Origin of the sequence: Vibrio sp. CUB2, assembly GCF_001557945.1 — a bacterium.
In the GTDB taxonomy this organism is placed as follows: Bacteria; Pseudomonadota; Gammaproteobacteria; order Enterobacterales; family Vibrionaceae; genus Vibrio; species Vibrio owensii.
This window is the reverse complement of the sequence record NZ_LNRB01000036.1, coordinates 1-10,257: the sequence shown is the minus strand read 5'-3', so window position 1 is coordinate 10,257 and position 10,257 is coordinate 1. Positions and strand designations below refer to the sequence as shown.

General features: G+C 40.3%; 20 protein-coding genes and 3 pseudogenes. 4 read left to right on the top strand and 19 right to left on the bottom strand.

Going from position 1 to position 10,257, the window contains the following annotated elements; genetic code table 11:
- The coding region (locus tag ATB78_RS28855; RefSeq protein WP_155647874.1) for an IS30 family transposase at positions 1-338 on the top strand (338 nt) is incomplete at its 5' end.
- A gap of 25 nt (positions 339-363) precedes the next feature.
- Here the strand turns inward: ATB78_RS28855 and ATB78_RS27205 are convergent.
- The 3 genes from ATB78_RS27205 to ATB78_RS27195 form a co-directional block, all read right to left on the bottom strand.
- Positions 364-819 (bottom strand): PH domain-containing protein, encoded by a 456-nt coding sequence (locus ATB78_RS27205; RefSeq protein ID WP_081096662.1) that lies wholly within the window; start codon positions 817-819, stop codon positions 364-366.
- A 144-nt stretch (positions 820-963) separates the two neighbouring features.
- Positions 964-1,296 carry a T6SS amidase immunity protein Tai4 family protein gene (locus ATB78_RS27200; RefSeq protein WP_061011092.1) on the bottom strand — a complete coding sequence of 111 codons (333 nt, stop codon included), beginning with the start codon at positions 1,294-1,296 and terminating at the stop codon, positions 964-966.
- 14 nt (positions 1,297-1,310) lie between these two features.
- Complete coding sequence (locus ATB78_RS27195) at positions 1,311-1,790, bottom strand: type VI secretion system amidase effector protein Tae4 (protein WP_061011091.1); 480 nt, start codon at positions 1,788-1,790, stop codon at positions 1,311-1,313.
- Positions 1,791-2,097: 307 nt separating this feature from the next.
- On the opposite strand from ATB78_RS27195, the gene ATB78_RS27190 reads away from it, so the two are divergent.
- Positions 2,098-2,343 carry a type II toxin-antitoxin system CcdA family antitoxin gene (locus ATB78_RS27190; RefSeq protein WP_061011090.1) on the top strand — a complete coding sequence of 82 codons (246 nt, stop codon included), beginning with the start codon at positions 2,098-2,100 and terminating at the stop codon, positions 2,341-2,343.
- Positions 2,343-2,660 carry a CcdB family protein gene (locus ATB78_RS27185; protein ID WP_061011089.1) on the top strand — a complete coding sequence of 106 codons (318 nt, stop codon included), beginning with the start codon at positions 2,343-2,345 and terminating at the stop codon, positions 2,658-2,660. Before ATB78_RS27190 ends, ATB78_RS27185 begins: the two co-directional genes overlap by 1 nt.
- A 114-nt stretch (positions 2,661-2,774) precedes the next feature.
- Here ATB78_RS27185 and ATB78_RS27180 read toward each other — a convergent pair whose 3' ends face one another.
- The 16 genes and pseudogenes from ATB78_RS27180 to ATB78_RS27125 form a co-directional block, all read right to left on the bottom strand.
- Positions 2,775-3,407: a hypothetical protein gene (locus ATB78_RS27180; protein ID WP_045604826.1), complete on the bottom strand. Its 633-nt coding sequence runs from the start codon at positions 3,405-3,407 to the stop codon at positions 2,775-2,777.
- Positions 3,408-3,443: 36 nt separating this feature from the next.
- A pseudogene (locus tag ATB78_RS28840) lies at positions 3,444-3,573 on the bottom strand (DUF3265 domain-containing protein).
- Positions 3,570-3,911: a YkvA family protein gene (locus tag ATB78_RS27175; protein WP_061011088.1), complete on the bottom strand. Its 342-nt coding sequence runs from the start codon at positions 3,909-3,911 to the stop codon at positions 3,570-3,572. Before ATB78_RS27175 ends, ATB78_RS28840 begins: the two are co-directional and overlap by 4 nt.
- 113 nt (positions 3,912-4,024) lie before the next feature.
- A pseudogene (locus ATB78_RS30335) lies at positions 4,025-4,169 on the bottom strand (DUF3265 domain-containing protein).
- Complete coding sequence (locus ATB78_RS27170) at positions 4,150-4,497, bottom strand: DUF3024 domain-containing protein (RefSeq protein ID WP_061011087.1); 348 nt, start codon at positions 4,495-4,497, stop codon at positions 4,150-4,152. The pseudogene ATB78_RS30335 and the gene ATB78_RS27170 overlap by 20 nt, the downstream one beginning before the upstream one ends.
- A 91-nt stretch (positions 4,498-4,588) precedes the next feature.
- A pseudogene (locus ATB78_RS30330) lies at positions 4,589-4,730 on the bottom strand (DUF3265 domain-containing protein).
- Positions 4,696-5,010 carry a DNA-binding transcriptional regulator gene (locus ATB78_RS27165; RefSeq protein ID WP_017049537.1) on the bottom strand — a complete coding sequence of 105 codons (315 nt, stop codon included), beginning with the start codon at positions 5,008-5,010 and terminating at the stop codon, positions 4,696-4,698. Before ATB78_RS27165 ends, ATB78_RS30330 begins: the two are co-directional and overlap by 35 nt.
- Positions 4,997-5,329 carry a type II toxin-antitoxin system RelE/ParE family toxin gene (locus tag ATB78_RS27160; protein ID WP_012600340.1) on the bottom strand — a complete coding sequence of 111 codons (333 nt, stop codon included), beginning with the start codon at positions 5,327-5,329 and terminating at the stop codon, positions 4,997-4,999. The genes ATB78_RS27165 and ATB78_RS27160 overlap by 14 nt, the downstream gene beginning before the upstream one ends.
- 37 nt (positions 5,330-5,366) lie before the next feature.
- Positions 5,367-5,549, bottom strand: a complete 183-nt coding sequence (locus ATB78_RS30325; RefSeq protein ID WP_346393703.1) for a hypothetical protein — start codon at positions 5,547-5,549, stop codon at positions 5,367-5,369.
- Positions 5,546-5,932: a hypothetical protein gene (locus ATB78_RS27155; protein ID WP_061011086.1), complete on the bottom strand. Its 387-nt coding sequence runs from the start codon at positions 5,930-5,932 to the stop codon at positions 5,546-5,548. Before ATB78_RS27155 ends, ATB78_RS30325 begins: the two co-directional genes overlap by 4 nt.
- Before the next feature lie 217 nt (positions 5,933-6,149).
- The gene (locus ATB78_RS27150) at positions 6,150-6,461 is read right to left on the bottom strand and encodes a hypothetical protein (protein WP_021454011.1); all 312 of its coding nucleotides are present in this window, start codon (positions 6,459-6,461) and stop codon (positions 6,150-6,152) included.
- 225 nt (positions 6,462-6,686) lie between these two features.
- Entirely contained in the window at positions 6,687-7,091 is a 405-nt protein-coding gene (locus ATB78_RS27145; protein WP_061011085.1) for a DUF1801 domain-containing protein, read from the bottom strand.
- A 134-nt stretch (positions 7,092-7,225) separates the two neighbouring features.
- Positions 7,226-7,870 (bottom strand): peptidase E, encoded by a 645-nt coding sequence (locus ATB78_RS27140; protein WP_061011084.1) that lies wholly within the window; start codon positions 7,868-7,870, stop codon positions 7,226-7,228.
- 159 nt (positions 7,871-8,029) lie between these two features.
- Positions 8,030-8,683, bottom strand: coding sequence for a hypothetical protein (locus ATB78_RS27135; RefSeq protein ID WP_061011083.1), 654 nt, complete (start codon positions 8,681-8,683; stop codon positions 8,030-8,032).
- A gap of 145 nt (positions 8,684-8,828) precedes the next feature.
- Complete coding sequence (locus tag ATB78_RS27130; protein WP_017819290.1) at positions 8,829-9,248, bottom strand: NUDIX domain-containing protein; 420 nt, start codon at positions 9,246-9,248, stop codon at positions 8,829-8,831.
- Between the two features lie 134 nt (positions 9,249-9,382).
- Positions 9,383-9,796 (bottom strand): hypothetical protein, encoded by a 414-nt coding sequence (locus ATB78_RS27125; protein WP_061011082.1) that lies wholly within the window; start codon positions 9,794-9,796, stop codon positions 9,383-9,385.
- A 241-nt stretch (positions 9,797-10,037) separates the two neighbouring features.
- Here ATB78_RS27125 and ATB78_RS27120 point away from each other — a divergent pair.
- A partial coding sequence (locus ATB78_RS27120) for a helix-turn-helix domain-containing protein (protein ID WP_155647873.1) occupies positions 10,038-10,257 on the top strand: 220 nt, incomplete at its 3' end.

Below are 10,257 nucleotides of genomic sequence, written 5' to 3'. Positions count from 1 at the left end.
CAAGCGAGTCGCTCAACGTAAGAATGAGCAAAATCATGACCCGCTCTGACTTACCTTTTAAGACGATAACTGCGGATAACGGCACTGAATTTCATGGTTATGCACAACTAGAAAAACATCATAACTGTCTGTTTTACTTTGCAAACCCATACCACTCATGGGAACGAGGCACTAATGAGAACACTAATGGCTTGATACGACAATACTTACCAAAACGAACTTCTATGTCACACGTAACACAGAAGCTCTGCAATGAAATTGCGCACAAATTAAATACGCGCCCACGCAAAAGGCTTGGGTATAGGACACCAACGGAGTATATTCATGCGCATCTGTAGAAAGTGTCGCACTTCAAACTTGATACTAAGCCGCCGTACTTAATTGAGCATGCAAATCTTCAGCTAGACAGCTTTTCACAAAAGGTAACTCAACCCAAGAGCCATAAGCGTACAAACAAAGTGTTGTATATCCAAACACACGCCCGATTGGACTTTTTGTCAATTCTACATTTTCAACGTTCTTTAAGATGAGGTTATCAATTCTCTGAGTCAAAATACCACTTTGCACTTTTACGGATTCTTCGTTCATCCAAACTTTTACAAAAAATGGCTCAATAATCGTATGTAGGTCTTTAAGAACATAGATAGCAGGAAGCACGACTAAACTTAGCAAAGTATCTTTTTGAAAACTCGCACCCACTACTTTCGTACCAATAAACTCGAACATGACATAAACGAGGACTAAACCTAATAGACGGCATAATATCTCGCCCATCGCCTCAAAACACCGAGCCACTTTTACAACTTCAACTTCTTTCAAGTAAACCTCAACGATACGAAAAAGGTATAACGCCCTGTTAAGGTGTGAGCAACGCAATACCGAAGCTCCCGCATACCACCTTAAACACTAAACGCAACGCATAGTAAAAATGCCACGCGTTGCGAATCACTCTTAAACAGTTTGTTATAACTCTGATTTCGCCTTAATGTACAGCTTATGAACTCCGTCTGAATTAGAAAAGTCTACACAGTAAGCCAACTCGATCACGTTACCATTTTTTGATTTGTACCTAGACATATCGTCTGTGTCTAATAGCTCGCTTACCTCAAAGAACGACTCTAAAGGAAGCTCGGAGAACTCTCGATAGCCTTGCATTGCAGTTATCGCATCTTTCGCAACATCTGAGTCTTTGTAATAGGTAGCAATACAAGATGAGAGAGCGAAGTTTTTAAAAAGCTGCTCATCACTTTGAGTACTGAGTGGGCTTGCGGTAACTCCGAGACTACAAAGAGCCATGCTTATACTGCTTACTAATCTTCTAATTTCCATAAATAAGCCTTTTTTGCGTCCGGAAAGTAACAGCTATCTGTACATCTTGAACCAGTCCAAATACTTGCATGACCTGATGCGTCTAACCAAGTATCTACATCAACAACTAAAATGCCCTTGTATTCAGAGAGTTTATTAGCATTGGGGCTTTGAACCACCAACTCTGGCTCACCAAATTTTTGATACAAAAAGTTGATCAAATCTTTCACACGATAAATGTACCAATTCCCCTGCCCACCGGAGACAGTTTTGTTTTTTATGTAGGGAACTTTGAAACCAGCATAGTTAAGTGCATATGACATACGTATCGCACAAGCATTCTCAAACCGCCCCTGCTCTGGTGTTAGAACATTAATATTGTGATTTACTTTACCGCCGATAATGGTACCAACTTCAGACACATCTCTGTTTACCTTAGCAAAGGCAACTTTCATTTTTAGTAGGCTAGGACGTGCTGCCATGAAAATATCTCCCTATCAGTTATTTGTGCGATAAGGTCTCACAAAAGCAGCAGCGGCAGTAACAACAAGTAAACCGTTCTCGAAGGGCTTCAAGCTTAGTTGTGTAACAATGAAACTGACAAAAGAGTTATAACCCCCAATTAAGGTGTGAGCCACGCTACCACTATACTCAACTTGGACGCCGTAAACACTAAACTAAACCCAAACCAAATATGCCAAGCGTGGGGAATCACTCTTAAATTGTTTGTTATATGCCTTTAGTCCGCCTATACTTAATGCGCATCATAAATACGCATAGGTAATTATCATGAGAAACGCATATAGTACGCAAGCACCCAAAAAGGCTGCAAACTTAAGCTTAAATAGCGAGTTACTCGCTGAAGCTAAACGACTAAACATAAACCTCTCTGCAACAATGGAAAAAGCTCTTGAAAAAGAAGTAAAACAACGCCGTAAGGCTGAGTGGTTAGAGCAAAATGCAGATGCTATTAGCGCTTGCAATGAACTAACAGAAAATCACGGTCTGTTTTCCGATTCTTACCGAGTATTCTAATGTCACAGTTTTCACTATACCAAAATAACGATAAAAGCACTGCTACCGCTTACCCATACTTTGTCGATGTTCAAAGTGAAATGCTTGATACGCTGAATACCCGACTGGTGATTCCATTAACACCAGTTGAAATGTTAGAGAAAAAAGCACCTACTCATCTATGTCCAATGATCCATATTGATGAAGGTGATTTCGTAATCCTAACTCATCAAATGGCGAGTGTGCCAACTAAGATCTTGCGCGATCCAGTAAATGAGTTGAACACTTTTAGAAATGAGATTATTGCTGCTATCGACTTTTTGATCACTGGCATATAACGCCTTGTTAAGGTGTGAGGCACGCAATACCGAAGCCTCCGCATACCACCTTAACCACTAAAACCGACGCATAGTAAAAATGCCACGCGTGCCGAATCACTCTTGAACAATTTGTTATAAAGATTTTTTCTCAGTTGCCTTTTCATAGTCATTGAGTGCTCTATTGATGTGATACACAGAAAACAAGGCACTACCATCATTGAGCATGTAAAAACCTAAAGGTAGGAAGATAACACCAGAAATAAGAAGACTTGGCTCAAATCCAGTAACAATCGAGTAAATCGATAGTAAAAATGTTATGAACCCAAAGCCAGCTATGAGCAATCCAAACACCAGGTTATAAGAAGCAATAACCTTATCTAGGATATTTAATCTTATCCGGTACGACAAAAGCTCTACATCTGAAATATCAGGTAAAAGTTGGACTGTTTTCAAGACATGTCTGAAAGAGACCGTCGCCCCAACCCTTTCATTAAGTACATAAACTGCTTTTAACATTGGGAGACTAACGCGGATACCATGAATACCTTTAAAACACTCAATATCGAGCTCATTTTTCAAATGAGTCTTTAGTTCTTCCGAAACACTCGGTTCTTGTAAAGCAGACAAAATCTGAGCCATTCTATTTTTTCTAAGTAAGAAGTAGTACTCGGTTACTCTAGGAGCATTTATAGCAATAGTTACGATCACTACAACAATCGCAATCCAGTAATCACCACTTTTTAGTAACTCAACAACTAAGTCCATTTATCGTGAAAGTCTCCTAATCTTTATAACGCCCTGTTAAGGTGTGAGCAACGCAATACCGAAGCTAACGCATACCGCCTTAAACACAAAACGCAACGCATAGCAAAAATGCCAAGCGTTGCGAATCACTCTTAAACAGTTTGTTATATGAAAATTTAATTATCAATCAAACCACTGTTTTAATGTCTCTTTAGCCTTAGCTGTATGAGAGTCTTTGATATGGGCGGCTATCGTTGCGGTCGCAGCAACAAGAACTCCAAGATCATCAGTGAAACCAACGACAGGCGTGATATCAGAAATTGCATCAATAGGGGAGATAAAATAACCAAGCGCACCGTAAACAACAGTCTTAGCCCACATCGGGGTATCTGGGTCACTTGCTGCATAGTACAATTTTAACGCAGGTTCTAGGACAGTCTCTCCTGCAGCTTTCGCAAACCCTTTTACCTTATCCCAAAAGCTTTCATCACTGTAGTGTGATGTAAATTCATTATTATTTTCCATGTGTACCTCAAGTAAAATATGCAATCAAAAACATATTAACCAATAGAATCATACACTTCATCGATTTAACTTTAATTATATGAATTATGTCGATTTTTTCATATAACGCCCTGTTAAGGGGTGAGCAACGCAATACCGATGCCGCCGCATACCGCCTTAAACACTAAAACCAACGCATAGTAAAAATGCCACGCGTTGCGAATCCCTCTTGAACAGTTTGTTATGTACGTGGTTGGTTCTATCCCCAGAAACACCCATAAGTATCGTCTTCCAATATTTCCAAGAAAGCTTCTAGAAGTTGAATCTCTGGAACTGGCTCATACGAATGCCATTTTTGGTCGGATTTCATCCAGTAAATTTTCCACGCATCACGCGACTTATAATATTTGACTTTGGCTACTGGGCACTCCATTTTTTCGGATGGATCATTCCACTTAGGACGTATCTCGAAGATTTCGATGACTTGCCCCTCTAAACGATACCCAATATCAAGTTGGTTGCGGATCTCTTCTGGCGGCCGACAAGAATCAAGGTACTTATCCACTACCTTTCTATAACGCTGTTGCTCAATTTCTGAAAATGCCATATCTATCACCTAACCCTTTAATTAAGCTAAGTTTACGACCTAATTTCATACGTTGGCTAGGTTAATTTTCGAGAAAGTACATAACGCCCAATTAAGGTGTGAAGCACGCAATGACCAAGCCTCTGCATTGCACTTCAACACCCAAAACCACCGCATGCTAAGAATGCCACGCGTGCTGAATCACTCTTAAATTGTTTGTTATAGCTCAGCGATGTGTGACAGAGTTTCTGGATGACGCTGAACCAACTTTAGAAGAGTTACTGCTTGCCCATTTGGTGCGCTACGCCCTTGCTCCCAGTTTTCTAACGTACGAGATGATGTGTGCAACAAACGAGCAAACACACCACGAGACATATTAAACTGCTCTCGAATACTCACGATTTCATCAGGTGAGATATTTAACTCACTGATGTCGTTAACTTGATGAGTTTTAAGGGTAAGCTTGCCCTCTGAATGCTCTTTAGCCTCAACAAGTGCTGAACTTAACTCTGCAAATAAATCACGATTGCTCATTACGCCACGCCTCCATAAAAGCCTTTAGTTGTTTCTTTTGGTCTGCGGTTAAGTCGGACATTTCATTCTTGCCGTAAATCGTTAGCAAGTAGAAACGACGCTTTTCATCGAGGAAGTAATAGATAACGCGAGAACCACCACGCTTGCCTTTACCTTTACTTGCAACTCGAATCTTTCGCAAACCACCCGTACCTTGAATCACGTCACCCTGCTTCGGGTTAGACATTAACTCAGCTTGAAAAAGCCTAAACTCATCATCGCTGAGATATTCATTGCGGTACTTTTCAAATATGGTTGATTCTACAAATACACTTTTCATACGCAAAGTATACGCAAGTAACGTACAGATAGCAAAACTATACGTGATTAACGTAGTTATGATTTGGGGAGCGGTAAATCTGACCTGAGCTATAACGCCCAATTAAGGGGTGAGCCACGCGACCACGACACTCAATTTGGACGCCGTAAACACTGAAATAAACCCGAACCAAAAATGCCAAGCGTGGGGAATCCCTCTTAAATTGTTTGTTATAATTTATTGCGACAACGCTATGAAGATTAAGTCCCCATACCCCCAAATGACGGTGCCAGATATAGCCAATACTGCAGCTAAATACTTTATGATTTGAATCTTCTTTGAATTGTGAGTTTGGAGGTAATCGCTCTTACGCATATCATCATAAGTTTTACCATTTTCACTGATAGGATTAGTGAGCCCTGCTAACTTGAACAACTTAAATTCAACCCATACGGCAAAAAGAACAGTAACTGACCCACTACGCTGAAACCAAATTGCTGAGTTATCTTCAAGTTGGAAAACACCAAACCACGCTAAAATTGGAAAAATAAAAGCAAGCAGAAGGATAGGAGCTGAGGTCAACAGCTCTCGTTTAACTTTCTTTTTTATTTCAGATAGTTCCACAGTTTCTCCCTAAAATTATAACGCCGCGTTAAGTAGTGAGCAACGCTACCACGAAACCTAACCACACAGCCGTAAACACAAAACCCAACGATGGAATGAAAAATGCCATGCGTTGGGAATCTGTCTTAAACGCCTTGTTAGGCTCGAACTCAATTTAAAAGCTGAAATGTTGCTTTCTTCAGAATAAGCCCCTACTCGAGGGGCTTTCGACAAACAACTAAAGGTTATTTAAGTTAAAGTTAGTATTTGCTGCACAAGTTTCGAGGCTATTTAAGTATGAAACTAGCGCATCATTTTTTTCCCAAATAATTTGCGCATAATTGCTTGAAGGAATATGGTCGATGCAATCAACCGATAGTAATGTATCTTCTCCCCATGTGGATGCGTTTAGATTATCACGACCAATATAAATAGCTGCAATAATTTGCTTTTGTAGCTTTGGATCCAGACTACTCACAAAAGCCTGAGCTTGAGGAAGTGTGAGAGGTGCATTTTGTTTTAACGTTTGAATAGCTTGATAGATAGGCATTATAAATTTCCTTTTTTATGAATTATCAGCCACTTAGATTGGGGCACGAATTATATTTTCAAGGTAACAGTAGAACTTTTTTACTTTGTAGAGCCTAACGCCAAATTAAGGTGTGAACAACGCCACCACCTTACCTAACGCATTGTGCCATAAACATTAAACTTGCTTGAAGTGAAACCGCCGAGCGTTGTGAATCACTCTTAAATTTATTGTTATGTGAATTTTTTACGCGCCTAAAAGAGGTAAATTTTTACGCTGCTGATAGGTTAAAGCCAACTCTAAACAGGACTTGATTACTCTTTCTGGTATCGGTTTCGATAAGGACAGAACTATTGCTCTATTTCCCTGAAACACCAGTTCTTCACCATACAATTCCCGGAATGTATCGACGAGCTTGGTTTGGCAATTAAAGAAGAGGTAATAATTGTTAGGAGACTTGAGTTTCCAGTCCATTCTTAACGGACTGCCTGTTTTTACACTGTAGCTTGGTTCACCCCATTTTAGAGTTTCATCGACTTCCCCAAGATCCAACTCAGATGCTATTTGAAAGACTAGATTACGTAGCTCCGCCAACCTAACACGAGCGTTCTCTGGGTATTCATCGAAGCGACCTTTGACTGCCTGATTCATTGAAATCTCCTATTCACATAACGCCCTGTTAAGGTGTGAGCAATGCAATACCGATGTTGCTGCAACCACCTTAAACACCAAACGCAACGCATAGTGAAAATGCCACGCGTTGCGAATCACTCTTAAACAGTTTGTTAGAGTGCATTTTCGAACGTTACTTTTGCATTAAATTTACTAGTAACCGTCTGATATAATTGACCGTTAATAAAGTGCAGGGCGGCATAATCGCTAATACCGTAGCACGGTACACTACTGTTATTTTGAGAAAAATCAGAAAATAAATCAGCCTTTTCATCACTGCCATTAAAATGAGCTGAGGCTAGACCACGCACGAAACCCAAGCCGTCAATAACTGTATATTCTTCAGGATTGCTGTCGGTGATGCCTAAGTCAAACCAACATATAGCCCCTGCACTCATACCGCACAATACCACACCATTTTCGTAGCATTCTTTGAGTATTGTATCTATGCCCCACTCTCGCCAGATAGCTAACATTGAACGGGTATTACCGCCCCCAACATATATAACGTCTTGCTCTTGCAGCTTTGTGCGCCAATTGGAGTCTGGTTTGAACAATGGAAAATGGGTCAAATTACAACTAAGACCTGAATCGTAAAAACGTTGAATAGCTTCTTCTGCGTCACCAGTTGCTGTAGGAAGATAGCAAACTTTTGGATCACGCTTGCCCGTAAGATCAAGTGCATAACGGTCTAATTTGCTGTGTTTTTCTCCCATCATCCAACCACCACCGCCTAAAACAACGATGTGTTTATCCATAAACTATACTCCTATGCTGAACTCGGCACTCTAACGCCCTGTTAAGGTGTGAGCAACGCAATACCGAAGCCGCTGCAAACCACCTTAACCACTAAAACCAACGCATAGTAAAAATGCCACGCGTTGCGAATCACTCTTAAACAGTTTGTTAGCTGTATTTTAGTAAAGCCATTTGGGTGAGCTTTTATATCGATTGCTTAGACTCATCAAAGCCTCTGCATCTTTAATGCTTGTAGTATCAGTAAGACATCTTACCGCTATTATTACGCAAATAAGACTACCTAACGAACAGAGCGCCCAAACTGCTCCATTAAAAAGTACGTAATTGGTGTGAAATATTGTATCTATGTTAAACGAGCGATATACGTACAAACCAATAAAACCAGCTATCATTGCGAAGAACCAGTATAAAATATGATTTCGAATTGGTCTTATATACTTTTCTAAACGCCTTTTCTTCGAGCATTGATATTTATCTTCGTAGACCAATCGACCTTTAGCTGTTTTCAAATACTTGTTTGAGTTTCGGTAGAGGTTTATTGCTTTTGTCGGTGCTTCGAAAGCAAGCAAAGCTACTATGGTTTCATAGTCAACACGTACCTTGAATTGATTAATAAACAACTGCTCAGCAACGAGTCTGTTGCTAATGTTCTCAGTGCCACTTAACACTTTAGAAAGAGCTTCTAAACTTTGGACTTTGTAAGACCGATTAGAGTGTAATATGTGATGCAAAAGTTTTATAAGCGGTAAGAAAGCCAGAATTGTAGACATGCTAACTACCCACAAAGGAGTCTCCTGCACACCATCAATCATTATATATACTCCTAGTTAAGACAGCTAACGCCCAATTAAGGGGTGAGCAACGCTACCACCCAAACCTAACGCATTGTGCCATAAGCACTAAATTTGAAGTAGAACCAAAAATGCCAAGCGTTGGGAATCCCTCTTAAATTGTTTGTTATATCCGTGCTTGAGATGCCAGTGAACTTACTATTTCCTTAGCTTCAACAGGCACAAGATTTAACTTACTTAGATCATTGAGCTTTACCCAAGTAAGTTCATACCGGTTACTGCTACTTTGAGCTTCGTATTCAGGGCTATGCGACGATAGTTTAGGGTCAAAAAACGGGACATTTACGAGGTAGAAATGCTCCTTTCGTCCACGGTTTACGACGGAGAAAATTTCTTGATAGTTGTCGATTCGCAAACTGGTTTCTTCAAAAACCTCTCGTACGATTGCTTCCTCAAGTAATTCTTCTACTTCAACTCCACCACCAGGAAAAACCCAGTAATTTCGCCCCTCTTTAAAGCGTTTGATGAGGAGAATATATCCGTTCTGGCAATTAACCATTAGAGCACTAACTCTTTGTTTCTGCATTATTTGCTCCAAGGATATAACGCCCTGTTAAGGTGTGAGCAACGCAATGCCGAAGCTACCGCATACCACCTTAAACACTAAACGCAACGCATAGCAAAAATGCCAAGCGTTGCGAATCACTCTTAAACAGTTTGTTAGTTGCTGGATGCCAATGCTAACTGAAGACCTTCAACGTCTTTGCACCCAAGGTAAATATTTTTGCCACTAGACAACTTTAATTTAAGGGCTTTACCTACTGAAGCATTGTACAGCCAGCCGTCCTTTAACATACGAACTCCGATGCCCTGATACCACTTAGTTTCATAAATTGAAACTTCTGTAATGCTTGAAACTTCGACTTCCTTACGAAGAAACCCAAGACCAAAATACCAGCAAACTTTATTTCCATTTACTTCGATCGTCATCGAGTAAAACAATGTTCCTATAACAAGGTTGATTGCCAAAGCTATGAGCATACCTCCGATATAACTAGAGGTAAAAACTATAATCGCACTGAGAATCAAAAGGATGGTTATCAATGCTTTGTTAACTTCCGATTGTTTATACATAGCTTCAACTCCTTGAAGCAACTAACGCCGCATTAAGGTGTGAGCAACGCTACCACTAAACGCAACCATACCACCGAAAACACAAAATCCAACGATGGAATGAAAAATGCCAAGCGTTGGGAATCACTCTTAAATGCTTTGTTATATCACTTGGATTCAAGTACGAAGTGCGACACCTCTGAACATAAAAACAGTGAGATGCGATAATCATGAAGTTTGCTCCCACCAAGAAGTAAAAAACATGAAATACACGCACCTAACTGAGAACGAAAGGTATATGATTTCTGCTCTCAGAAAGCAAGGAATTAGTACCGCTAAAATAGCTAAACAACTTGGTCGTCACAAAGCTACTATCTATCGAGAAATTGAACGCAATTCCCGATACAACAGACACTTTAAAAGGTACTCCTATCAGGCGTGGAGAGCCCAACAAATGGCTCGTAACCGGCTGAGCCGCTCGC